Here is a 24,126-nt window from a genome sequence, read left to right on the forward strand (position 1 = left end):
CCCGCGCTTTCCCCGCCGTGGCAGCGGCGGCTATGGCGGCGCGCCCCCGGCGCCGGCGTGGGAGAGCGAACCGCGTGGCCCGCGCGCAGCGCCGGCCAGCCGCGCCGACCACGCCGCGCGCCTGTTGCTGTCGCACATGGATTTCCTCGACACGCTCGCGCACGAAGACCAGGCCACCCTCTGCGCCCTGCCGCCGCCGCACGGCCCGCTGTTTGCCTGGATCGAGGGCCAGTTCCACGAACACGGCACCCAGCCCTGGGCGGTGCTGCGCGAGAGCCTGCGCGGCCACGCCTGCGAGGCCATCGCCGAGCGCGTGATGACCGGCTCGCACGCCCAGACCGAAGGCGACGCGCGCGAACTGCGCATGGAGTTGCGCGGCCTGCTCAACCGCATGCTCGCCGAGCAGCTGCGCCAGCAGGAAACCGAGGCGCTGCAGGCGGCGCGCACCGATCCGGGCGCGCTGCAGCGCTACCGTGAACTCCAGGCGCGGCGCGTGGCACTTGAAAAACTGGGGCAGCTGCCCTCTTGAAATTGGCGCGGTCGGTATAATTTAGGGTTTATGTCGGCAAGAGCGACAGCAACACCTCCGGACCGGGCCACCGTGACACACACGCACAACCGCCCTTTACACCGCAAGGACTGCACCCCAAATGTTCGCCCAGACATCTTGCCGCTGAGGGTGACCCCTCCAACCGCAAAGGCCCGGCCTTTGCCGTGCCACCCGCGCCGACGCCCGTGGCGCTTGTGTTTTCTTTGTGTTTGATTTTGATTTTGAGGTTGCACCATGCCCGCTCAAAAGTCCGCGAAGCTGCCCAAGTCCGTCCCAGGCACCGCCGCCAAGACATCTCCTGCAACCGCCAAGAAGTCCCCGGCCAAGGCCGCCGCCGCCAAAGCGGTCGCGCCAGACACTCCGGTGACCAAGAAAGTCAAAACTGTGCCCGTGAAAAGTTCTGCCGAGCTGACCAAAGCCGCCGATGAATTGTTGAAAAAATCTGCCCGCGCCAAGCCCGCCCGTGCAGCGGACGACGCTGCCGCCACCGACGAAGCGCCGAAGAAGCGCCCTGGCCGCCCCGCCAAGGCCGCCGGCGCGGCCACCGCGGCCGCCAAGACACCGGCCAAGCGCGGGCGCAAGCCCAAGGCGGGCGCGGGCGATGACGCTGGGGACGACACCGACCTGTCCGACATCGAAGCGGACCTGGAGGGCGAACCCGAGGCCGAAGCCGAGACCACCGCAGCCGCTCCGGCCGAGAAGGTCAAGCCCCTGCGCATGAAGATCAGCAAGGCCAAGGAGCGCGCGCTGATGAAGGAATTCGGCCTGGACGAGACCGTCCTGTCCGAGGAAGACATGGCCAAGCGCCGCCAGCGCCTCAAGACCCTGATCAAGCTGGGCAAGACGCGCGGCTACCTCACGCACGGGGAAATCAACGACCACCTGCCCGACAAGCTGGTCGATGCCGAAACGCTCGAGGTCGTGATCTCCATGCTCAACGACCTGGGCGTGGCGGTGTACGAGCAGACCCCCGACGCCGAGACCCTGCTGGTCACCAACACCGCGCAGACCGCGGCCACCGAGGAAGAGGCCGAGGAAGCCGCCGAAGCCGCCCTGTCCACCGTGGACAGCGAATTCGGCCGCACCACCGACCCGGTGCGCATGTACATGCGCGAGATGGGCACCGTGGAGCTGCTCACGCGCGAAGGCGAAATCGAAATCGCCAAGCGCATCGAAGGCGGCCTGATGGACATGATGGAGGCGATCAGCGGATCGCCCGCCACCATTGCCGAGATCCTCAACATGGGCGAGGAGATCCGCGAAGGCAAGGTCGTCATCACCACCATCGTCGACGGCTTCACCAACCCCAACGAGGCCGACGACTATGTGGCCGAGGAAGACTTCGACGAATTCGACGAGGAAGACGACGACGACGGCAAGGGCGGCTCCAAGGCGCTGACCAAGAAGCTCGAAGAGCTCAAGAGCGAGGCGCTGCGCCGCTTCGACAAGATGCGCGAGATGTTCGAGAAGATCCACAAGATCTACGACAAGGAAGGCTACGGCACGCCGGCCTACCTGAAGGCGCAGCACGCGCTGAGCGAACAGCTCATGACCATCCGCTTCACGGCCAAGACCATCGAGAAGCTGTGCGACACGGTGCGCGCCCAGGTCGACGACGTGCGCAAGAAAGAGCGCGAACTGCGCCGCATCATCGTGGACAAGTGCGGCATGCCCCAGGAACTCTTCATCAAGGACTTCCCCGCCAACCTGCTCAACCAGCAGTGGGTCGAGAAGCAGGCGTCCGCGGGCAAGCCCTGGAGCACCGTGATGTCGCGCAACATCCCGCCGATCCAGGACCTGCAGCAAAAGCTCGCCGACATCCAGTCGCGCGTGGTGGTGCCGCTGGCCGAGCTCAAGGGCATCAACAAGCGCATGAACGCGGGCGAGTCGACCTCGCGCGGCGCCAAGAAGGAGATGATCGAGGCCAACCTGCGCCTGGTGATCTCGATCGCCAAGAAGTACACCAACCGCGGCCTGCAGTTCCTCGACCTGATCCAGGAAGGCAACATCGGCCTGATGAAGGCGGTGGACAAGTTCGAATACCGCCGCGGCTACAAGTTCTCGACCTATGCCACCTGGTGGATCCGCCAGGCCATCACGCGCTCGATCGCCGACCAGGCGCGCACCATCCGCATCCCGGTGCACATGATCGAGACCATCAACAAGATGAACCGCATCTCGCGCCAGCACCTGCAGGAGTTCGGCTTCGAGCCCGATGCGTCCGTGCTGGCCGAGAAGATGGAGATCCCCGAGGACAAGATCCGCAAGATCATGAAGATCGCCAAGGAGCCGATCTCGATGGAAACTCCCATCGGCGACGACGACGACAGCCACCTGGGCGACTTCATCGAGGACGGCGCCAACACGGCTCCGATCGAAGCGGCGATGCAGGCCGGCCTGCGCGACGTGGTCAAGGACATCCTCGACGGCCTCACGCCGCGCGAGGCCAAGGTGCTGCGCATGCGCTTCGGCATCGAGATGACCAGCGACCACACGCTCGAGGAAGTCGGCAAGCAGTTCGACGTGACGCGCGAGCGCATCCGCCAGATCGAAGCCAAGGCGCTGCGCAAGCTCAAGCATCCGAGCCGCTCCGACAAGCTGCGCAGCTTCATCGACTCGCTGTAAGCGCACGGGGCCTGGGCCTCGGCCCTCCCCCCAATAAAAAGCCCTGTCCGCTCCCGCGGCAGGGCTTTTTTCATGCGCGGCCGCAGCCGCGGGAAATTTGAAGCGTTTTAGGCCTCCAGCGCAGACCCATTCTGCGCTGATAGCTCCTGTTTTAGGAGCATCAATCCATCTTCACGTTGGCGTTCTTGACCACCTGCGTCATGCGCGCGAGCTCGCTGCGGAAGAAGGCGGCCGACGGCTCTGGCGGCATGAGCTTGATCTCGTAGCCCTGCGCCACCAGGGCATCGCGGGCCTCGGGCATGGCCAGCGCGGCCTTGAAGCCGTTGTACAACCGGGCCACCTCGGCCTTGGGCGTGCCGGCGGGCGCGATGGCGGCGATCCAGCCCTCCAGCTCGTAGCGCGGCAGGCCCTGCTCGGCGATGGTCGGCACCTCGGGCAGCGACGGCACCCGCGTGGCGGTGCTCACGCCGATGGCACGCAGCGTGCCGCTCTTGATGTGCGCGGCGGCGGGCGCCACCGCCACGACGCCGAGCTGCACCTGCCCGCCCAGGATGTCGTTCATCAACGGGCCCATGCCGCGGTAGGGAATGTGCTTCACGTCGATCTGCGCCTGGTCCACGAACATCGCAGCGCCCAGGTGCAGGATGGTGCCATTGCCCGAGGACCCGTAGTTCAGCACGCCCGGCCGGGCCTTGGCGAGGGCGATCAGCTCCTTCACGTTCCGCGCCGGGACCGACGGATGCGCCACGAGCACGAAGGGCGTCGCGCCGATCACAGTGATCGGCGTGATGTCTTCGATGGAGTCGAACGGGATGTTCTTGTAGACGCTCGGATTGACCACGTGGTTGTTCGACACCACGCCGATCACCGACCCGTCCTTGGCGGCGCGCACGATCTGCGTCGTGCCGGTGATGCCGCCCGCGCCGGGCAGGTTCTCGATCACCACCGGATGGCCCAGCGCCTTGGCCAGGCTGTTGCTGATGGCGCGCACGGCCCCGTCCGCGCCCGAGCCGGCGGACAGCGGCAGGAGGATGCGCAGGGGCTTGTCGCCCAGCTGCGCAAGGGCCAGCGCCGGCGCGCCCAGGGCGACAGCGCCCAAGGCAATGGCGTGGCGGCGCGTCAGGCGCGCGCGCGGTGACAGGGCGGTCGGTGGCGGGGGAAGCGAGGGCATGGTTGTCTCCAGGTGGGGTCGTGGTGAAGGGCTGCGCAGACTGCCGCTGCGCTTGCGCCCGGAAGTGTAAATACCGATCCGTCAGGCAATGGCCGAGGCCGCGCGCAGCGCCTGCGTCTGCTCGGGCGTGTAGCCCAGGCCTGCCAGCAGTTCCTGCGTGTGCTGGCCAAGGGTCGGCGGGTCCAGGCGCACGCCCATGCGCTCGCCCCCCATGCGCAGCGGCAGCAAGGTGGTGCGCGCGGTCTGCCCGGCGCGCTCGCCGTCGGGCAGCGTGATCTCGGCCAGGCCGCCGGTGGCCTGCAGGTGCGGGTCGTCGAACAGCTCTTCCGGCCGGGAAATCGGCGCGAACGGCAGCCCGTGCCGCTCGAAGACCGCCGACAGCTCCTGGGCCGTGTGCTCGGCCAGGCGCCGGCGCAGCTCGGGCAGCAGCGTGGGGCGGGCGCGCACGCGGTCGTTGTTCAGCGCCAGGGCCGGGTCGGCTTTCAGGTCGGCATAGCCCATGGCGTCGCAGAAGGTGGTCCACTGCGCATCGCTCACGGCCGCCAGGAAAATCTGCCCGCCGTCCTTGACGCTGAACACGTCGTACACCGCCCACGACGAGATGCGGTCGGGCATCGGCGCGGCGGGCTGGCCGGTCACGGCGTACTGCATCATGTGCTGGCCCACCAGGAAGACGTTGTTCTCGAACAGCGCCGAGTCGATCTCCTGCCCCCGCCCCGTCACGCTGCGCTGCATCAGCGCGGCCATGGCGCCGATGGCACCGAACATGCCGCCCATGATGTCGTTGACGCTGGTGCCGGCGCGCAGCGGGTCGCCCGGGCGCCCCGTCATGTAGGCCAGGCCGCCCATCATCTGCACCACCTCGTCGAGCGCCGTGCGGTGCTCGTAGGGGCCGGGCAGAAATCCGGTGTGGTTCACATAGACCAGGCCGGGGTTGAGCCGGGCGAGCGCCGCATGGTCCAGGCCGTACTTGGCCATCACGCCCGGCTTGAAGTTCTGCACCACGACATCGGCCGTGCCGGCCAGGCGCAGCGCCACCTCCAGGCCCTGCGCATGGCGCAGGTCGATGGCCACGCTTTTCTTGTTGCGGTTGAACATCGGGAAAAAACCCGCCCCTGCGCCCAGCAAATGGCGCGTGCGGTCGCCGTCCACGGGCTCGACCTTGATGACATCGGCGCCCAGATCGGCCAGCACCATGCCACAGGTCGGGCCCATGACCATGTGGGAAAACTCCACGACACGGATGCCGGCCAGCGGCAGGGGCCGGGACACGGCAGCGGCGCCGCTCGCGGAAGCGGAAGCAGGAGAAGAGGACACGGCAGAGGAATTCATGGAGACAAGGGTACGGGTATCAAGCGCTCGCCGGCGCCAGGGGCTGCGCAGCGTCAGCAAGATGGCGGGGCAAGCCCGCCTGCCACAGGGTGCCGTGCAGCGTCTCGCCGGCCAGCCAGCCCTGCACGCGCTGGCGCAGTGCCAGCAGCGCGGGGACATCCAGGCCCGTGGCCACAACCATGCGCTCGAGCATGAAAGCCAGGTCTTCGGTGGCGACGTTGCCGCTGGCGCCCGGAGCGTGCGGGCAGCCGCCGATGCCGGCGAGGCATGCGTCGAAGCGCGTGATGCCGGTCTGCCAGGCAGCGTAGCAATTGGCCAGGCCCATGCCGCGGGTGTCGTGGAAATGCGCGCAGGCCAGGCGCTCGCCCACCAGGACGCGGGCCTTCTCGAACAGGCGCTGCACGCCGGCCGGGTCGGCATAGCCCACGGTGTCGGCCAGGCTCACGCGGTCGGCGCCGGCGTCGAGCAAGGCCTGCAAGAGCCGCAGCACCTCGGATTCGGCCACCTCGCCTTGCAGCGTGCAGCCAAAGGCCGTGCCCACGCCACCTTCGATCACGGTGCGGCTGCCGCTGGCGTCGCGCAGCGCGCGGATGCGCGCCACCTCGGCCACCACCTCGTCGGGCGTCTTGCGCAGGTTCGCCAGGCTGTGGGCGTGGCTGGCCGACAAGGGCACGACCAGCAGGTCGGCAGCGCAGTCGAGGGCGCGCTCGGCCCCCTTCAGGTTCGGCACCAGCACCGAGGCGCACAGTCCGGGCAGCGTCTTGGCGTGGGCCAGCACCTCGGCGGTGTCGGCCAGTTGGGGCAGCAGGCGCGCGGGGACGAACGAGCCCACCTCGATCTCCCGCTGGCCGGCCGCATAGGCGGCATCGATCCACGCGATCTTGTGTGCGGTCGGCACGATGGTGGCAATGCTCTGCAGACCGTCGCGCAGCCCCACTTCGCGCACCACGGCGCTGCGGGGCGGGCAGGATGGGTTGGGGGGCATGCGGGTCTCCAGAAAAGCAGCAGGCGCCATTCTAGAAATTCCATTTGGATTGAGAAAATCTATTCCGGAACCTCTATGCTTCCCAAATGGAAATTCATCACTTTTCCCACGCCGGGCCATGCGCGACCTCGATCTGCTGACCCTGCGCCTGTTCGTGGCCGTCTGCGACAGCCGCAACATCGCCCGCGTGGCCGAACAGGAGGCCATCGTCGGTTCGGCCATCAGCAAGCGCCTGGCCCAGCTCGAGAGCACCGTGGGTACGCCGCTGCTGGTGCGCCGGCGCCGGGGCGTGGCCCCCACGCCGGCCGGCGAAACCCTGCTCGAACACGCGCGCACCATGCTCGCGAGCGCCGGGCAGATCGAGCGCGACATGGCCGCCTATGCCACTGGCATCCGGGGCCATGTGCGCATGCTGGTCACGGCCTCCGTGATGGCCGAATCGCTGGCCGACGACGTGGCCGCCTTCCTGCAGAACCCGGCGCACCGCGACATCCAGATCAGCATGGAAGAGCGCGTGAGCCCCGAGGTGGTGCGCGGCATCCACGAAGGCAGCGCGTCCATCGGCATCTGCTGGGACGCGGCCGACCTGCAGGGGCTGCAGACGCGCCCCTACCGCAGCGACCACCTGGCCATCGTGGCGCACGCGTCCCACCCCGTGGCCCAACTGCCCTCGGTGCGCTTCACCGATGTGCTGGAGCACGAATTCGTCAGCATGCCGGCGCTCAGCGCCGTGCAGGTGCTGCTGGCGCGCGCGGCGGCGGTGGAAGGCAAAACCCTGGCGCACCGCGTGCTGGTGTCCAACTTCGATGCGGCCCTGCGCGTGGTGCGCGCCAACCTGGCCATCAGCGTGGTGCCGCGCGAGGTGGCCGAGCCCTTTGCCGCGACCGCCGACGTGCGCGTGGTGCCGCTGTCGGACGCCTGGGCGCAGCGGCGCTTTGCCATCTGCTTTCGCAGCGCCGAAGCGCTGGCGCCGGCCGCGCAGCTGCTGGTGGAGCACCTGCTCGGCGCGGGCCGCCCCTGAACTCCCCGACCGTGGCGGTCCGGCAACACTTTCGCGGAGGCTATGCAGTTTGCCGGCTTGGCGCATGACAGGCATGCATCTTGAGCTATTAAACTTGTAGCAAAATAGATTCGGCGCTATAGTGCGCCGGGCGCCCCAAGCGCCCAGCCGCTGGCGCTGAACCGCCTTTGAGTCCCCATTGCGCAAGGAGAAGCTTCATGAGCTCCAAAGAGAACGCCGCCATCAACCAACTGTTTGAACGGCTCGAGTGCCGCTACGCCTTGCGCGTGCTGTGGGCACTGCGAGACGGCCACCCGCAAACCTTTCGCCTGCTGCAGGACAGCGTCGGGGGCATCACGCCCAACACGCTCAACACCCGCATCAAGGAGCTGCGCGAAGCGGGCCTGGTGGACCACGGCAGCGACGGCTACACCGTCACCGCACCGGGCTCGGACTTGCTCAAGCGCCTCTCCGACGTGCAGGCCTTTGCCACCCGCTGGGTGGCCGGCCGCGCCAAGAAGTAAGCGGCACCGCCAGCGCCTGCTTTTTTTGCATCAAAAAGGCCTGTAACGCATGGCTGGAAAGCGCTGACAGCTCTTTATTCAATAGCATTCAAGACAAGGATTTTTCATGGCATTCACCACCACGGCCTCGGGCCTGCAGTACGAAGACACCACTGTGGGCGAAGGCGCTGAAGCCACCAAGGGCCAGCAAGTGACGGTGCACTACACCGGCTGGCTCTACAACGACGGCGTGCAGGGCGCCAAGTTCGACTCCAGCCGCGACCGCAACGACGCCTTTGCCTTCGGCCTGGGCGCCGGCATGGTGATCAAGGGCTGGGACGAAGGCGTGCAGGGCATGAAGGTGGGCGGCCAGCGCACCCTGATCATCCCTGCGGCCCTGGGCTACGGGGCGCGCGGCGCCGGTGGCGTGATCCCGCCCAACGCCACGCTGAAGTTCGACGTGGAGCTGCTCCAGGTGGGCCGCTGAACCAGCGCCCTCTCCCCTTCGGCAACAAACAAGCGGCTTCGGGCCGCTTTTTTGTTGTGCGCTGCGCGCCCGTTCCCTTCCAAGGCCTTGCGTGAACGCGGCGGCGCAGCACGGACCGTCACCCACACTCGGCAAGTGGCAAGCGGCGCCGACAACGTGCCCGCGGGATTGGCAAGGGGTCAGGCGAACAAGGCCCGCTCCAGGCGGGCGAACGGCGCCTCGCCCACGGCCTCGCGGATCCGGGGTGCCAGGGCGGCCAGCGCTTCGTAGCCGCCCGTGCCTTCGACCGCCAGGTTCAGCCGGAAGCCGCGCAAACCCAGTGCGGCCGTGATCTCGATGGCGATCGGGTAGGCCGCCTGGTAGCGGTCCTGGTCCGAGCGCCCGCTGCCCGGGCCGCCCGGGGGCGCCGCTGCGGCGCTGCCCGCCGCGGGCGCCAGCAGGCCCTGCTCGAGCATGGCCTCCACATCGCTGTGCGTGATGCCCATCGCGGCAGTGGCGGCCAGCACCTCGGCGGTGGCGCGCTTGCCATCGAACAGGATGAACGCGGTGCGCTGGCGCGCGCTGAGCACGCCGTGGCGCTCCTTGAGCGCCTGCTGGCCCGACGTGGTTTTGACAAGTAGCATCGATCCTCCTGTACGGGGTGGTCTGCGGTGGCGTGCCGCCGAGATTGTCAGCTAGCGCGGCCTTTGCACATCGGGTCTATCCATAGGCAGCGCCCTGCCCCGGCGCTCACATCTCCAGCCGCACCTGCGGCTGCGGCGCCACCGGCCGCGTCATCCAGCTGACCAGCCAGGCCGACACCAGCCCCGCCGGCACGCCGAACACCCCGGCCGAAATGGGCTGGATGCCAAACCACAGGCCATCGGCCATCAGCCAGCGCGGTAGCCACTGCAGCGCCGGCACATGCGAGAGCATGTAGTACACCGCCACACCCAGGCCGCAGAGCATGCCGGCGACCGCGCCCGGCCGGGTCGTGCCGCGCCAGAAGATGCCCAGCACCATCACCGGCACGAAGGCGGACGCGGCCAGGGAGAACGAGGCCGACACCATGGGAAGGATGTCCGAGGGCTTGAGCGCCGCCACGAAGGCCGCCGCCAGCGCCACCGCCAGCAGCGTGAACTTGGTCAGGATCACGCGCTGCTCGGGCGAGGCGGCGCGCGGGCGCGACTGGAAATACAGGTCGCGCACCAGCGCGTTGCTGATGGTCAGCAGCAGCCCGTCGGCGGTGGACAGCGCCGCCGCGAGCCCCCCCGCCGCGACCAGCCCCGACACCACATAGGGCAGGCCGCCGATCTCGGGCGTGGCCAGCATGATGAGGTCGGCGCCCAGGCGGATCTCGGAAAACTGCACGATGCCGTCGCCGTTCACGTCTTCCACCGACAGCAGCGCGCCGTCGACGTGGGCCCACTGCGCCATCCAGGTGGGCAGCGCGTCGAAGCTGCTGCCCGCCAGGTTGTTCATGACCTCGAACTTCACCAGCACCGCCAGCGCGGGCGCGCTGAGGTACAGCAGCGCGATGAAGAACAGCGACCAGGCCACCGAGGTGCGCGCATCCGCCACCGACGGCGCGGTGTAGTAGCGCGTGAGCAGGTGCGGCAGCCCGGCCGTGCCCACCATCAGGCAGAACATCACCGCCAGGAAGTTGCGCCGCGTGTTCTCGTAGTCGGCGCGCTCCTGCGCGGTGCCGTCCGGGTCGCCCACGTAGGCCTGGCTGTGCCGCGGCAGGCCGCCCAGCGGGCGCGCGCGTTCGTAGTTGTCGCGCATCTGCCGCGTCCACTGCTCGCGCGCGGTGGCGGCGTCGCGCGGCATCGCGGCCAGCTCGCGGCTGGCCATGACGATCAGGCCGACGTCGGCGTTCTGCGCACGCAGCCGGTGCAGGCGCTCTTGCAGCTCGGCCCGCTGGCGCTCCAGCGCCGCGTCCACGTCCTGCAGGCGCGCCTTGAAATCGCGCGCACGCTGCAGGTAGGCGGCAATCACCTGGTGCTCGGCCGGCGAGTTCAGCAGCTGCGTTTCGAGGTCGGCGATCTTGCCGATCTGCGCGCCATAGACCAGCGGCGCCACCGGGTTGCCCAGCTGCTTGTAGGCCAGCCAGGACACCGGGATCAGGAACGCCAGCAGGAGCACGACGTACTGCGCCACCTGCGTCCAGGTGATGGCGCGCATGCCCCCCAGGAACGAGCACAGCAGCACGCCGCCCAGCCCGAGCATGATGCCGATCTCGAACTGCACGCCCGTGAGGCGCGACGCGATCAGGCCCACGCCGTAGATCTGCGCCACCACATAGGTGAACGAACATAGCACGGCGGCCAGTGCGGCGATCACGCGCGGCCAGCGCCCGCCGAAACGCACCTGGAAAAAATCGGGAATCGTGTAGAGCTTCATCGCCCGCAGGTGCGGCGCGATCAGCAGGGCCACCAGGCAAAAGCCGCCGGTCCAGCCCAGCAGATAGGCCAGCCCGCCTGCATGCCCGGGCGTGCCCGAGAAGCCCTGCAGGTAGAGCGCGCCCGACAGGCTGATGAACGAGGCCGCGCTCATCCAGTCGGCCGCCGCGGCCATGCCGTTGTACATCGGCGGAATGCGCCGGCCCGCGACGTAGTACTCCTCGGGATCGGTCGTGCGGCCATACACGCCGATGGCGGCATAGACCATGACGGTGAGGAACAGGAAGATGGGCCCGATCCACTGGCGCGACAGGCCGCTGTGCTCAGCCCAGGCCATCAACGCCAGAAAACCCAGCACCCCCAGCACATAGAGCGCCAGGATGCGGTGCAGGCGCCGCAGGTAGCTGGCGCCGGTGCCGGCCTCACCCATCGGCGCCTTCCCGGCCCGGTGCGGGTGCGGCAGCGGCTTCATCGGCGCGCTCAAAACGGCTCATGGCCCAGGCATAGACCACCACGATGGCAATGAACACCAGCACCGTGCCCTGCGAGGCCATCCAGTAGCCCAGCTGCCAACCGCCCCACGACAGCGACAGGTCGCGTGCGAAGAAGGTGGCGCCGAACGACACGGCCGCCCACACCAGCAGCAGCGCGGCCTTGAGCTTGAGGTGCCGCACGTCGTGCAGGTCGGGCGGGAACGGCCGCGCCTCCTGCCCTTCGTCGTCGGCGCTGGGCACGGCGCGCATGCGGCTCTCGCGGACTCAGCCGGCCAGCTGCTGCCAGGTGGCAATCACGCTGTCGGGGTTGAGCGAAATCGACGAGATGCCTTCAGCCGCCAGCCACTGGGCAAAGTCGGGGTGGTCGCTGGGGCCTTGGCCGCAGATGCCGATGTACTTGTCCTGGGCCCGGCAGGCCTTGATCGCCAGGTGGATCAGCGCCTGCACGGCCGGATCGCGCTCGTCGAAGTCGGCCGCCAGCAGCTCCAGGCCCGAATCGCGGTCCAGGCCCAGCGTGAGCTGGGTCAGGTCGTTGGAGCCGATGGAGAAGCCGTCGAAGAACGCGAGGAACGGCTCGGCCAGGATGGCGTTGCTCGGGATCTCGCACATCATGATGAGCTTGAGACCGTTCTGGCCGCGCGGCAGGCCGTGCTGCGCCAGCAGCTGCGTGACGCGCTCGGCCTGGCCCAGCGTGCGCACGAAGGGCACCATGATCTGCACGTTGGTCAGGCCCATCTCGTTGCGCACGCGCTTCAAGGCCTCGCACTCCATGGCGAAGGCCTCGCCGAATTCCTGGCTGACGTAGCGCGCCGCGCCGCGGAAGCCCAGCATCGGGTTTTCTTCCTCGGGCTCGTAGCGGCTGCCGCCGATCAGCTTGCGGTATTCGTTGCTCTTGAAGTCCGACAGGCGGACGATCACCGGCTTGGGCCAGAAGGCGGCGGCAATCGTCGCCACGCCCTCGGCGACCTTGTCCACATAGAAGGCGCGCGGGCTGGCATGGCCCCGGGCCACGGACTCGACGGCCTTCTTCAGGTCGGCATCGACGGCGGGGTAGTCCAGGATGGCCTTGGGGTGCACGCCGATGTTGTTGTTGATGATGAATTCGAGCCGCGCCAGGCCCACGCCTTCGTTGGGCAACTGGCAGAAGTCGAAGGCCAGCTGCGGGTTGCCCACGTTCATCATGATCTTGGTGGCAATGGGTGGCATCTCGCCGCGCTGCACCTCGGTCACCTCGGTCTCCAGCAGGCCGTCATAGATGTGGCCGGTATCGCCCTCGGCGCAGCTCACCGTCACCAGCGTGCCGTCCTTCAGGTGCTCGGTGGCGTGGCCGCAGCCCACCACGGCCGGGATGCCCAGCTCGCGCGCGATGATGGCGGCGTGGCAGGTGCGCCCGCCGCGGTTGGTAACGATGGCGCTGGCGCGCTTCATCACCGGCTCCCAGTTCGGGTCGGTCATGTCGGTGACCAGCACGTCGCCGGGCTGGACCTTGTCCATCTCGGCGATGCTGTGCACCAGGCGCACCGGGCCGGTGCCGATCTTCTGGCCAATCGCGCGGCCCTCGGCGAGGACCTGGCCCGTGCCCTTGAGCTTGTAGCGCAGCTCGGCTTGGCCCTTGGACTGGCTCTTCACGGTCTCGGGGCGGGCCTGCAGGATGTAGAGCTGGCCGTCCTGGCCGTCCTTGCCCCACTCGATGTCCATCGGGCGGCCGTAGTGCTGCTCGATCACCAGCGCGTAGCGCGCCAGCTGCTCGACATCGGCATCGGTCAGCGAATAGCGGTTGCGCTGCTCGGCGGGCACGTCCACGGTCTTGATGAGCTTGCCCTCGGCGGCTTTTTCTTGCGGGCTGGCAAACACCATCTGGATCAGCTTGCTGCCCAGGTTTCGCCGGATCACAGCCTTGTTGCCCGCGCGCAGCATGGGCTTGTGCACGTAGAACTCGTCGGGGTTGACGGCGCCCTGCACCACGGTCTCGCCCAGGCCGTAGCTGCTGGTGATGAACACCACGTCTTCAAAGCCCGACTCGGTGTCGATGGTGAACATCACGCCGGCCGCGCCCAGGTCGGAGCGCACCATGCGCTGCACGCCGGCCGACAGCGCGACCACGTCGTGCTCGAAGCCCTTGTGCACGCGGTAGCTGATGGCGCGGTCGTTGTAGAGCGAGGCAAACACCTCTTTCATCTTGTGCAGCACGTCGTCGATGCCGACGACGTTGAGGAAGGTCTCCTGCTGGCCGGCGAACGAGGCGTCGGGAAGGTCTTCGGCCGTGGCGGACGAGCGCACCGCAAAGCTGGCCTGCGGGTTGCCGGCGGACAGGGTCGCAAACGCTTCGCCGATGGCCTGCTGCAGGTCGGCCGGGAACGGCTGGGCCTCGACCATGGCGCGGATCTCGGCGCCCACGGCGGCGAGCGCGCGCACGTCTTCCGTATCGAGCGCGGCAAGCTTGGCGCTGATCTTGTCGGCCAAGCCCTCAAAGGCCAGGAACTCGCGGAACGCGTGTGCCGTGGTGGCAAAGCCCGTGGGCACGCGCACGCCCTCGGGCAGTTGCGAAATCATCTCGCCGAGCGAGGCATTTTTGCCACCGACCGACTCGACGTCGGTCATTCTCAGGTTTTCAAACGGTACGACCAGGGCGGTCGGGCTGAAAAGTGCAGACATGGGGAAGCTCCAGAAGTTGAAAGCGGTTCGGTGCTGGCGCCCGTCTGGAGGAGCGGGCAAGCGGCCATGCAGCAGCACCAACTTTGTCGTTGTGCTTGTGGGTGGTGGGGTTGCATGGCGGGAATTCGGATAATCGGCGCAATTGTAGGCTTCCTCCCGCGCACCATGACCACGCACCAACGCACCGTTTTCTTCGTCTCGGACGGCACCGGCATCACCGCCGAAACCTTCGGCAATGCCATTCTGGCGCAGTTCGAGCTGGTGCCGCGCCGCGTGCGCCTGCCGTTCACCGACACCGTGGACAAGGCGCACCAGGTGGTGCGCCAGATCAACCACACGGCCGAGCTCGAAGGCAACAAGCCGATCGTCTTCACGACGCTGGTGAACATGGAAGTGCTCAAGGTGATCCAGCAGGGCTGCAAGGGCATGCTGCTGGACATGTTCGGCACCTTCGTGCACCCGCTGGAGATGGAGCTGGGCATCAAGTCGCACCACCGCGTCGGGCGCTTCTCGGACATCAGCAAGAACAAGGAGTACCAGGACCGCATCGAGGCCATCAACTACAGCTTGGCGCACGACGACGGCCAGAGCCACCGCAACCTCGAAGAGGCCGACGTGATCCTGGTGGGCGTCTCCCGCAGCGGCAAGACGCCCACCAGCCTGTACCTGGCAATGCAGCACGGCCTCAAGGCCGCCAACTACCCGCTGATCCCCGAGGACTTCGAACGCCGCCAGCTGCCGCCAGCGCTGGTGCCCTACCGCAAGAAGATCTTCGGCCTGACCATCAGCCCCGAGCGCCTGTCGGAGATCCGCACCGAACGGCGCCCCGACTCGCGCTATGCCAGCCTGCAGAACTGCCGCCACGAGGTGGCCGAGGCCGAAGCCATGATGCGCCGCGCCGGCATCCGCTGGCTGTCGTCCACGCACAAGTCAATTGAAGAGATCGCCACCACCATCCTGCAGGAAGTAAGGCCTGAGCGGTTGAGCTACTGACACGGCGGCGCCTCGGGAGGGCCACAGGCTGACGAGTGGCGAGTTGCGCGAAAACGCACGCTGCGAGCGTGCGGCACCCCATGTAAATCCAAGGAATTTTAGGTAAAAATCGGCCTCAGGCCTTACCCAATCTGCGCAATCAGCTATCAATAGATGAGCTTTTTGGCAGCCTCTGCGACCGCTCCTGAAGGGGCGTTGTTCCAAAATCTGGTGGTGCCGGGGACTCGTCCGTCAATCGGCTATGGGGCGGCTTCCGACCCATAGCTGTCCTTAAGCCATCGCGGGTCGAGGGCCAAAAACGTGACGTTCTGCGATGAACCATTGGCACGATCCTTTTATCCTAGTTTGCCTGGTTGCACTGGGTTTACCCGAGCACCACGGTCAACTCCAAGAGTTCTTCGAGAAGAAGGCCTACAGGGCGCAATTGATTCCTAAGTCCTAGGCCTGCGAAAAAGTGCAGAGCAGGTCGCGCCTGTCAATGTAGCCGACCAAACATCGTCGCTGCGCTCTTCAAGTCACGCGCTCGCAACCCTCAGCGGGATATCAGAGACGTGAACGAGTTTGCTGGGCTCCTTAAAGCCAGCCTCCTTCAAGAGTTGGATCATGGCCTTGTAAGTCGCGTCCGGGTAATCGCACGGGCCAATGACGACTCGATCCAACAGGGCCGCCAAGGTCAGATTGTGGATGCCGTGCTCGGGCACATCTTTTAGGCGGATGTGTTGAACTAGCTGCGGGGTGCCCCGCACTACCTCGACGGTCTGTTGCAAGAGAGGTGACTTTTCCAGGGCTGGGCAGGTGATGAGTCGCCATTCGCGTTCTTCGGCAAACCCTGGATGCTTGATGCAAAGGACTGCAAACCTAAACATATTGAACAGCACGTTCTGAATGGACGCGGAACCAGCAGCGCCAACGAGTGCGGGGTGCTCTCGGACTCTGCCTGCAATCAGGGCCATCTCCTGCTGCACTTGTCCTGGGGTCCAGTAAGCCACCGGGCTCGCATAGACACCCACATCCTCGGGCTTGAATAGCGCATCAGGCTTGAACACGAGGGCGACCCCTGAGCTCCCGCCGTAAGCCCGCCACATCGAAAGACGACCGTTGTTGTCCTCGTGAGGGAGGTGCTCCGAGACACAGGTGATGTAGGTGTCCTGCCTGAAGTGGGGAAGCCAGCCGTTGAAGTGGCCAATGGCTTGTTGGCTCAAGCCAGGAAAGAGCTCATCAATTGCTGCCATGAGCGTTACCCCCTCTGGTGACTTGATGGCTGCATTCAGGCAGTCAAAGCCATGCGCGACTTCGAGGTAGTCATTCATGGTTGAGGTGTTTCGCATCCACAGCTCGTTGTTACGGATGATGCTATACGCCGTGGCCGCCGTCGTGTAGTACGCGAAGCGGAGGCCATCCGCCTTGACTGCCTCTGTCTGCTTCTCTGTGTGGGGGAAGAATATGTGCTTGAGTTGGTCAGGATTCATCGAAATTAGGTCATCGAGATGCGTGTAAGGAAAGGCTACCGCACATCGGACGTTCGCGTATGGTCGCTTTTGGCCGAAGCCAGCCTTTCCCTGAAAACAAAAGCGGCGGAGCTGTTTGTCGCAGCTCCACCGCTTTAAATTTTATAGCTAACAGCGCTTACTGCATAAGCGCCAGAGCCCGATTTGGCTTGAAACTTAAGCCGGCGCGCTGGTGCGGATCAGGTGGTCGAACGCGCTCAGCGCGGCCTTGGAACCGTCGCCCGCGGCGATCACGATCTGCTTGAACGGCACCGTGGTGCAGTCGCCCGCGGCGAACACGCCCGGCAGGTTGGTGCGGCCATGCGCATCCACCATGATCTCGCCGTGCCGGCTCAGCTCGACCGTGCCCTTGAGCCAGTCGGTGTTGGGCAGCAGGCCGATCTGCACGAAGATGCCTTCGAGCGCGATCTGCTTGCTCTCGTCGTTCGTGCGGTCCTTGTAGGTGATGCCGGTGACGCGGCTGCCGTCGCCATTCACTTCCGTGGTCTGCGCATTCACGATCACATCGACGTTGGGCAGGCTCTTGAGCTTGCGCTGCAGCACGGCGTCGGCCTTGAGCTCGCCGGCGAATTCCAGCAGCGTGACATGGGCCACGATGCCGGCCAGGTCGATGGCGGCCTCGACACCCGAGTTGCCACCGCCGATCACCGCCACGCGCTTGCCCTTGAACAGCGGGCCATCGCAGTGCGGGCAATAGGTCACACCCTTGGTGCGGTACTGCTCTTCGCCCGCCACGTTCATGTTGCGCCAGCGCGCGCCGGTGGACAGGATCACGGTGCGGGAACGCAGCGTGGCGCCGCTCTCGAGCTGGACCTCGATCAGTCCGCCATCGGCGCTGGCGGGCACCAATGCGGCAGCGCGCTGCAGGTTCATGATGTCCACCGCGTAGTCGCCCACATGGCGCTCGAGCGCGGCGGCGAACTGCGGGCCCACGGTCTTTTGCACCGAGATGTAGTTCTCGATGTCCACGGTGTCGAGCACCTGGCCGCCAAAGCGCTCGGCGGCCACGCCGGTGCGGATGCCCTTGCGCGCGGCATACACCGCCGCTGCGGCGCCGGCCGGGCCACCGCCGACGATGAGCACATCGAACGGATCCTTGGCGCCGAGCTTGGCGGCTTCGCGCGCGACGGCGCCCTTGTCGATCTTGGCGACGATCTCGCCCAGTTCCATGCGGCCTTGGCCGAAGCGCTCACCGTTCAAGAACACGGTGGGCACGGCCATGATCTCGCGCTCGGCGATCTCTTGCTGGAACACGCCGCCGTCGATGGCGGTGTGCGTGATGCGCGGGTTGAGCACGCTCATCAGGTTCAGCGCCTGCACCACGTCGGGGCAGTTGTGGCAGCTCAGCGAGTAATAGGTTTCGAAGTGGAATTCGCCGTCGAGGTCCTTGATCTGCTCCTGCAGCTCGGCAGGCTCCTTGGACGGGTGGCCGCCCACGTGCAGCAGCGCCAGCACGAGCGACGTGAATTCATGGCCCAGCGGCACGCCTGCAAAGCGCACGCCGCTGTCCTGGCCGGGGTTGGTGATGAGGAACACGGGCGCGCGCTCGGCGCCGTCGGCCTTCTTCTCGACCACGCTGACCTGGTCGGACAGGCCCTGGATGTCCTGCAGCAGCGCCTGCAGCTCGCGCGAAGCCTCACTGTCGTCCAGCGAAGCCACCAGCTCGACCGGGCGGGTCAGGCGTTCCAGATAGGCTTTGAGTTGGGTTTTGAGGTTGTCGTCCAGCATGTCAGGGCTCCTTGTGGGATGTTTTTGGGCAAAAAAATGCCCGGGCGCCAGGCACCCGGGCGTCTTGTCAGTTCAACGGCAACGCAGGGGTGCGCAGCTTAGATCTTGCCGACCAGGTCCAGCGACGGAGCGATGGTCTTGGCGCCTTCGTTCCACTTGGCGGGGCAGACTTCACCGGGGTGGGCGGCGGTGTACTGGGCGGCCTTGAGCTTGCGCAGGGTTTCCTTCACATCGCGGGCGATTTCGTTGGAGTGCACTTCCATCGTCTTGATGATGCCGTCGGGGTTGATCACGAAGGTGCCGCGCAGCGCCAAGCCTTCTTCTTCGATGTGCACGTCAAAAGCGTGGGTCAGCTGGTGCGTGGGGTCACCCACCAGCGGGAACTTGGCCTTGCCCACGGCGGGCGAGGTTTCGTGCCACACCTTGTGCGAGAAGTGCGTGTCGGTGGTGACGATGTACACCTCGGCACCGGCCTTCTGGAATTCAGCGTAGTTGTCGGCCGCGTCTTCCACTTCGGTCGGGCAGTTGAAGGTGAAGGCCGCGGGCATGAAGATCACCACGGACCACTTGCCCTTGAAGGACTGCTCCGTGACGTCAATAAACTTGCCATTGTGAAAAGCGGTGGTTTTGAACGGCTTGACTTCGGTGTTGATCAGGGACATTGGAGTTTCCTTTCGTTGGATGGAATGAACACAGGACTGAGTCTAGGTCACACAGAATGATTGATCCAATCAATTGAATGAATCAGTACGATACTGTTTAACTATCAAAAGTTCCCGGCATGTCTGCGATGCATGGGAACGGCTCAGGCACCGATGGGCTGACCCACGCAGGTCCATTGCTTGCCGCCCCTCCAGGCAGCGATGACAATGGCCGCTTTCCATCGCAGAACAAGGAGTCCCCATGAAAGGTGACGCACAGGTGATCGGCCACCTTCAGGCCCAGCTCAAGAACGAACTCACGGCCATCAACCAGTACTTCTTGCACTACCGCATGCTCAAGCACTGGGGCTTCGACAAGCTGGCCAAGAAGGAATACGAGGAATCGATCGGCGAGATGAAGCACGCCGACTGGCTGATGGACCGCATCTTCATGCTCGACGGCCTGCCCAACCTGCAGGACCTGGCGAAGCTCCAGGTGGGCGAAGACGTGCCAGAGATCCTGGCCTGCGACCTGCGCTCGGAACAGGGCGCCCAGGCGACCATCAAGGACGGCATCGCGCACTGCGAGGCCGTGCGCGACTACGTCTCGCGCGACCTGCTGCAGAAGATCCTCGACGACACCGAGGAGCACATCGACTTCCTCGAGACCCAGATCGATCTGATCGGCAAGGTCGGCCTGCCCAACTACCTGCAGTCGCAGATGGGCGACGTCGAATAAGGCGCGCCGCCGCGCCAGGCACCCGCGGGCTCCGGCCCGCTTTTTTGTGCCTGCGCGGCCCCGCGTGCCGCGGGCTCAGCGCGCCAGCGCCGCCTGCGTGATGCCGCTGAGCGTGCCGCGCGTGCTGATGATTTCCTGGCTCAGTGGAATCTCGATCAGTGTGCCCGTGGGCGCCGCCAACGCTCGCAGCAGGGCCGCTTCGAAGTCTTCGGTGCGCGTGACCTGCTCGGCCGCGTAGCCATAGGCCCGGGCCAGCGCGCAGAAGTCGGGGTTGTGCAGCGCCGAGCCGCTGATGTGGTGCGGGTACTCGCGCTCCTGGTGCATGCGGATCGTGCCGTACATGCCGTTGTTGAGCAGCACGATGATGCTCTTGCCGCCGTGCTGCACCGCCGTCGCGAGCTCTTGCCCGTTCATCAGGAAGTCGCCGTCGCCCGCGATCGTGAACACCGTGCGGCCCGTGGCGATGCTCGCCGCGATGCCGGCCGGCACGCCGTAGCCCATGGCGCCGTTGGTCGGCGCCAGCTGCGTCTTGTGCCCTTTGGCGATGCCGTGGTAGCGGAAGTAGCGGTGCACCCAGCTGGCGAAGTTGCCGGCGCCGTTGGTGATGAGCGCATCGGCTGGCAGGTGCCGCTGCAGCGTGGCGACGATGGCTGGCATGTCGACCACGCCGGGCTGCGAGGCATCGAGCCCGGGCAGTGCCTGGGGCGCCAGGTTGGCCTGGTAGTCGGCCTGGGCGGCCTGCGCCCACGCCGCCCAGGGCACGCTGGCGGGCGGCTGCAGGCCGGCCAGCGCCTGCGCGGCCGCGGGCATGGTGGCGCACACGGCCAGGTCGGCCTGGTAGACGCGGCCCAGCTCGTCGGCGCTGGCATGGATGTGGATGAGCTTCTGCGCCGGGCGCGGTGCCTTGAGCAGCGTGTAGCCGCCGGTCGTCATCTCGCCCAGCCGCGGGCCGATGGCGACGACCAGATCGGCCTGCTGGATGCGCGCGGCGAGCTTGGGGTTGATGCCGATGCCCACGTCGCCCGCATACAGCGGGTGGTGGTTGTCGAACGTGTCCTGGAAGCGGAACGCGTTGCCCACAGGCAGTTGCCACTGCTCGGCAAACGCCTGCAGCGCCTGCGCGGCGGCCGGCGTCCAGCCGCTGCCGCCGGCGATGACGAAGGGGCACTCTGCTTTCAATAGCATTTCGCGCAGATCCAGCAAGCGCTGCGGGCCGATACCACTCTCAACCGGCTCTGCGCGCGGCAGGGGCACGGCATCGACCTGCTGCACCAGCATGTCTTCGGGCAGCACCAGCACCACGGGGCCGGGCCGGCCGTTGAGCGCCGTCGCAAAGGCGCGCGCGATGTACTCGGGGATGCGGCGCGCGTCGTCGATGCGCTCGACGCGCTTGGCCATGCCGCGCGTGCCGGGGCCGAAGAACGTGCCGAAGTCGACCTCCTGAAACGCTTCGCGGTCGCGCATCTCGCTGCCGACGTCGCCGACCAGCAGCACCATCGGGGTCGAATCCTGGAAGGCCGTATGCACGCCGATCGCGGCGTTGGTGGCGCCGGGGCCGCGCGTGACCATGCACACGCCGGGGCGGCCCGTGAGCTTGCCGTAGGCCTCGGCCATGAAGGCGGCGCCGCCCTCCTGGCGGCAGGTGACGAAGCGGATGCGGTCGCGGTGTGCATGCAGGCCGTCGAGCACATCGAGATAGCTCTCGCCCGGCACGCCGAAGGCGGTGTCCACCCCCTGCGCGATCAAACACTCAACGATCAAATGCCCTGCGGTTTGCTGTGCCATGCCTTGCCTGCCTGTGGTGTGAAGTGGATCGAAGCGGGCCATTATCCCGATATGCTTGCGGCCATGAATGCTCCCACGCCAGCCCCTCCATCCGTGCCACCCGCGCAAGCGCGCAACCCCTTGCACGGCGTGACGCTGGAAGCCATGGTCACGGCGCTGGCCGACTACTTTGGCTGGCAGGGCCTGGGCGAGCGCATTCCGGTGCGCTGCTTTCAAAGCGACCCGAGCGTGGCGTCGAGCCTGAAGTTTTTGCGCAAGACGCCGTGGGCACGCGCCAAGGTCGAGAGCCTCTACCTGTTCATGCTGCGCGAGCAGCGGCGCAGCGGCGGCTAGGCCGCGCTCAGGGCGGCGGCGCACGGTGCTGCCAATAGCGCGGCTGCAGCGCGCGCTCGCACTGCACCTGCGCGGCCTGCGCCGAGCGCCAGCGCGCCGCGCCGCAGCCGGCCGAATCGACCACGGCAATGCCGCGTTCGCGGTAGCGCTGCACCACCTCGGGCGCCGGGTGGCCAAAGCGGCTGCGGTAGGCCGCCTGCACCAGCGCGGCGCGCGGCCGCACGGCGTCCAGAAACTCCGCGCTTGACGAGGTCTTGCTGCCATGGTGCGGCACCAGCAGCACATCGGCCGCCACGGCGGCGTTGCGCGCCAGCAGCGCATGCTCCTGCGCCTTTTCGATGTCTCCGGCCAGCAGCGCGGCCGCGCCGCCGGCCGCCGCGATGCGCAGCACGCAGCTTTGCGCGTTGGCGGGCACGGCGCGCGCGCCTTCGCCCGCCGCCATGGCAGGCAGCGGGTGCAGCACCGCGAACTCCACGCCATCCCAGTGCCAGCGCTGGCCCGCCAGGCAGGGCAGCACCGGCCGCAGTGCCTGCACGGCGTGCTCGCCGTCGATCGATCCGGTGAGCAGCGCCTGGGGCTGGGTCGCCAGCACCGCCGCCGCGCCGCCGGTGTGGTCGCTGTCGCGGTGGCTCAGCATGAGGGTGTCGACGCGCTCGCCCAAAGCGCGCAGCAGCGGCACCAGCACGCGCCCGCCGGCGTCGCTGGTCTGGTTGTAGCGCGGTCCGGCGTCGTACAGCAGGGTGTGCGTGGCCGTGCGCACCAGCACCGCATTGCCCTGGCCCACGTCGGCCGCGAGCAGTTCGAACTCGCCGTGCGCGGGGCGCGGCGCCTGCCACAGCAGCACCGGCAGCAGCAGCGGCAGGCCCAGCGCGCGCACCCGCCACGGCAGGCGCAGGGCCAGCAGCACGCCGCCCGCCACCCCGGCCAGGCCCGCCCACAGCGGCGCCGCCGCCACCCGGACGGTGGCCGCCGGCAGCGCAGCCAGCCACTGCAGCAGCACGGCCAGTGCCTGCACGCCCCAGCCCGCCGCATGCCACAGCGGCGCCCAGAGCACGCCCAGGAAGGCCAGCGGCGTGACCACCAGCGTCACCCACGGAATCGCCAGCAGGTTGGCCGCCAGGCCCACCAGAGAGACCTGGCCGAACAGCAGCAGCGTCAGCGGCGTGAGCGCCAGCGTGACCACCCACTGTTCGCGCAGCAAAGCATGAAATCGGCCCCAAATGCCCAATGGACGTGCTTCAACAGCTCCAGAATCCGTAGCAAACAACACCGCCACGGCGACAAAGCTGAGCCAGAAGCCGGGCTGCCACAGCGCCCACGGGTCGGGCACCACCACCACCGCGCAGGTCAGCAGCCACACCAGGGGCCAGGGCCAGCGGCGCCCGCTCAGGCGCAGCAGCGCCGCGGCGCCCAGCATGGCCACGGTGCGCTGGGCCGGCACGCCCCAGCCGCTGAACAGCGCATACGCCCCTGCCAGCGCCACGCCGCACACCAGCGCCGCCGAGGGCGCGGGCCACGCCAGGCACAGGCGCGGCGAACGGCGCCAGAGCCACTGCACGGCTGCGGCGGCCAGCCAGGCAAACAAGGTGATGTGCAGCCCTGAAATGCTCATCAGGTGCGCGACCCCGGTGGCGCGGAACACGTCCCAGTCGGCGCGGTCGATGGCGCGCTGGTCGCCCGTCACCAGGGCGGCCACCACGCCGGCCACGCGCACGGCGCGCGCGTCGGTCGCATCGGCCGCCAGGCGCGCGATGATGGCGTCGCGCACCGCCTGGCGCAGCTGCTCGACCGGGGCCTGCGCGGTGGCGCCCAGGCGCTGCGGCGGCAGGTCGCGCGCACCGGCGCGCACATAGCCCGTGGCCTGCACGCCCTGCTCCCACAGCCACAGCTCATAGTCGAAGCCGTGCGGATTGCGCTCGCCGTGCGGCGCCTTCAGGCGCACCGTCAGCTGCCAGCGCTCGCCCGCGCGCAGCGGCGGCGGCGGGCGCTGCGCCTGTGCCGGGTCGGGGGCATCGCGCCACACGCCCGCATACCAGCCCAGGTCGATCAGGGGCGGCACGCGCACGGCGGCACCGTCGAGCTGCGCCGACTCCACCGCCAGCCGCAGGCGCAGGCCGGCCGCGATGGGCTGCGGCATGGCCGCGACCACGCCCGTCACGCGGATGTCTCGGCCCTCGAGCGCCGGCGCCAGCGCCTGCGCGGCAAAGTGCGCCGCA

General features: G+C 67.5%; 19 protein-coding genes and 1 pseudogene. 8 read left to right on the forward strand and 12 right to left on the reverse strand.

Features of this window, described 5'->3' with window-relative positions:
* A pseudogene (locus B2J86_RS17105) lies at positions 1 to 529 on the forward strand (DNA primase); the annotation flags it as partial.
* 255 nt (positions 530 to 784) lie between these two features.
* A complete protein-coding gene (gene rpoD / locus B2J86_RS17110; RefSeq protein WP_169170167.1) occupies positions 785 to 3,175 on the forward strand; it encodes an RNA polymerase sigma factor RpoD in 2,391 nt (796 codons plus the stop codon).
* A 160-nt stretch (positions 3,176 to 3,335) separates the two neighbouring features.
* On the opposite strand, the gene B2J86_RS17115 is transcribed toward rpoD, so the two are convergent.
* The 3 genes from B2J86_RS17115 to B2J86_RS17125 all read right to left on the reverse strand — a co-directional run bounded on the left by B2J86_RS17115 (position 3,336) and on the right by B2J86_RS17125 (position 6,663).
* Positions 3,336 to 4,346, reverse strand: a complete 1,011-nt coding sequence (locus tag B2J86_RS17115) for a tripartite tricarboxylate transporter substrate binding protein (protein ID WP_173026204.1) — start codon at positions 4,344 to 4,346, stop codon at positions 3,336 to 3,338.
* Positions 4,347 to 4,427: 81 nt separating this feature from the next.
* Positions 4,428 to 5,678 carry a CaiB/BaiF CoA-transferase family protein gene (locus tag B2J86_RS17120; protein WP_169635728.1) on the reverse strand — a complete coding sequence of 417 codons (1,251 nt, stop codon included), beginning with the start codon at positions 5,676 to 5,678 and terminating at the stop codon, positions 4,428 to 4,430.
* A gap of 19 nt (positions 5,679 to 5,697) precedes the next feature.
* A complete protein-coding gene (locus B2J86_RS17125; protein WP_173026205.1) occupies positions 5,698 to 6,663 on the reverse strand; it encodes a hydroxymethylglutaryl-CoA lyase in 966 nt (321 codons plus the stop codon).
* Between the two features lie 118 nt (positions 6,664 to 6,781).
* Between B2J86_RS17125 and B2J86_RS17130 the strand changes: the two genes are divergently transcribed.
* The 3 genes from B2J86_RS17130 to B2J86_RS17140 all read left to right on the forward strand — a co-directional run bounded on the left by B2J86_RS17130 (position 6,782) and on the right by B2J86_RS17140 (position 8,653).
* Positions 6,782 to 7,684, forward strand: a complete 903-nt coding sequence (locus tag B2J86_RS17130) for a LysR family transcriptional regulator (RefSeq protein WP_169170171.1) — start codon at positions 6,782 to 6,784, stop codon at positions 7,682 to 7,684.
* A gap of 197 nt (positions 7,685 to 7,881) precedes the next feature.
* A complete protein-coding gene (locus B2J86_RS17135; RefSeq protein WP_169170172.1) occupies positions 7,882 to 8,187 on the forward strand; it encodes a helix-turn-helix domain-containing protein in 306 nt (101 codons plus the stop codon).
* A gap of 106 nt (positions 8,188 to 8,293) precedes the next feature.
* Entirely contained in the window at positions 8,294 to 8,653 is a 360-nt protein-coding gene (locus tag B2J86_RS17140; protein WP_169170173.1) for an FKBP-type peptidyl-prolyl cis-trans isomerase, read from the forward strand.
* A gap of 179 nt (positions 8,654 to 8,832) precedes the next feature.
* On the opposite strand, the gene B2J86_RS17145 is transcribed toward B2J86_RS17140, so the two are convergent.
* The 4 genes from B2J86_RS17145 to ppsA form a co-directional block, all read right to left on the reverse strand.
* Positions 8,833 to 9,276, reverse strand: coding sequence for a hypothetical protein (locus B2J86_RS17145; RefSeq protein ID WP_173026206.1), 444 nt, complete (start codon positions 9,274 to 9,276; stop codon positions 8,833 to 8,835).
* Between the two features lie 106 nt (positions 9,277 to 9,382).
* The gene (locus B2J86_RS17150; protein WP_169170185.1) at positions 9,383 to 11,464 is read right to left on the reverse strand and encodes a VC_2705 family sodium/solute symporter; all 2,082 of its coding nucleotides are present in this window, start codon (positions 11,462 to 11,464) and stop codon (positions 9,383 to 9,385) included.
* Positions 11,457 to 11,777 (reverse strand): DUF4212 domain-containing protein, encoded by a 321-nt coding sequence (locus B2J86_RS17155; RefSeq protein WP_169170175.1) that lies wholly within the window; start codon positions 11,775 to 11,777, stop codon positions 11,457 to 11,459. The genes B2J86_RS17150 and B2J86_RS17155 overlap by 8 nt, the downstream gene beginning before the upstream one ends.
* 15 nt (positions 11,778 to 11,792) lie before the next feature.
* Positions 11,793 to 14,183, reverse strand: coding sequence for a phosphoenolpyruvate synthase (gene ppsA / locus B2J86_RS17160; RefSeq protein ID WP_173026207.1), 2,391 nt, complete (start codon positions 14,181 to 14,183; stop codon positions 11,793 to 11,795).
* Between the two features lie 165 nt (positions 14,184 to 14,348).
* Between ppsA and B2J86_RS17165 the strand changes: the two genes are divergently transcribed.
* On the forward strand, positions 14,349 to 15,176 hold the full coding sequence (locus B2J86_RS17165; RefSeq protein ID WP_173026208.1) for a pyruvate, water dikinase regulatory protein: 828 nt from the start codon (positions 14,349 to 14,351) through the stop codon (positions 15,174 to 15,176).
* Between the two features lie 515 nt (positions 15,177 to 15,691).
* Here the strand turns inward: B2J86_RS17165 and B2J86_RS17170 are convergent.
* The 3 genes from B2J86_RS17170 to ahpC all read right to left on the reverse strand — a co-directional run bounded on the left by B2J86_RS17170 (position 15,692) and on the right by ahpC (position 19,074).
* On the reverse strand, positions 15,692 to 16,645 hold the full coding sequence (locus B2J86_RS17170) for a DUF2971 domain-containing protein (protein WP_173026209.1): 954 nt from the start codon (positions 16,643 to 16,645) through the stop codon (positions 15,692 to 15,694).
* Positions 16,646 to 16,840: 195 nt separating this feature from the next.
* Positions 16,841 to 18,412: an alkyl hydroperoxide reductase subunit F gene (gene ahpF, locus B2J86_RS17175; protein ID WP_173026210.1), complete on the reverse strand. Its 1,572-nt coding sequence runs from the start codon at positions 18,410 to 18,412 to the stop codon at positions 16,841 to 16,843.
* Between the two features lie 98 nt (positions 18,413 to 18,510).
* Positions 18,511 to 19,074: an alkyl hydroperoxide reductase subunit C gene (ahpC, locus tag B2J86_RS17180; RefSeq protein ID WP_169170180.1), complete on the reverse strand. Its 564-nt coding sequence runs from the start codon at positions 19,072 to 19,074 to the stop codon at positions 18,511 to 18,513.
* Between the two features lie 241 nt (positions 19,075 to 19,315).
* Between ahpC and bfr the strand changes: the two genes are divergently transcribed.
* On the forward strand, positions 19,316 to 19,792 hold the full coding sequence (bfr, locus tag B2J86_RS17185; protein ID WP_173026211.1) for a bacterioferritin: 477 nt from the start codon (positions 19,316 to 19,318) through the stop codon (positions 19,790 to 19,792).
* Positions 19,793 to 19,867: 75 nt separating this feature from the next.
* Here the strand turns inward: bfr and B2J86_RS17190 are convergent, their stop codons facing one another.
* Entirely contained in the window at positions 19,868 to 21,577 is a 1,710-nt protein-coding gene (locus B2J86_RS17190; protein WP_173026212.1) for a thiamine pyrophosphate-binding protein, read from the reverse strand.
* 63 nt (positions 21,578 to 21,640) lie between these two features.
* Here B2J86_RS17190 and B2J86_RS17195 point away from each other — a divergent pair, with 63 nt between their 5' ends.
* Positions 21,641 to 21,910 carry a VF530 family DNA-binding protein gene (locus B2J86_RS17195; protein WP_169170183.1) on the forward strand — a complete coding sequence of 90 codons (270 nt, stop codon included), beginning with the start codon at positions 21,641 to 21,643 and terminating at the stop codon, positions 21,908 to 21,910.
* Between the two features lie 7 nt (positions 21,911 to 21,917).
* Here B2J86_RS17195 and B2J86_RS17200 read toward each other — a convergent pair.
* Positions 21,918 to 24,126 (reverse strand): DNA internalization-related competence protein ComEC/Rec2 (locus B2J86_RS17200; protein WP_173026213.1); only part of this gene is annotated, 2,209 nt, incomplete at its 5' end.

The organism is Acidovorax sp. SRB_14 (assembly GCF_012932145.1).
GTDB lineage: Bacteria > Pseudomonadota > Gammaproteobacteria > Burkholderiales > Burkholderiaceae_C > Simplicispira.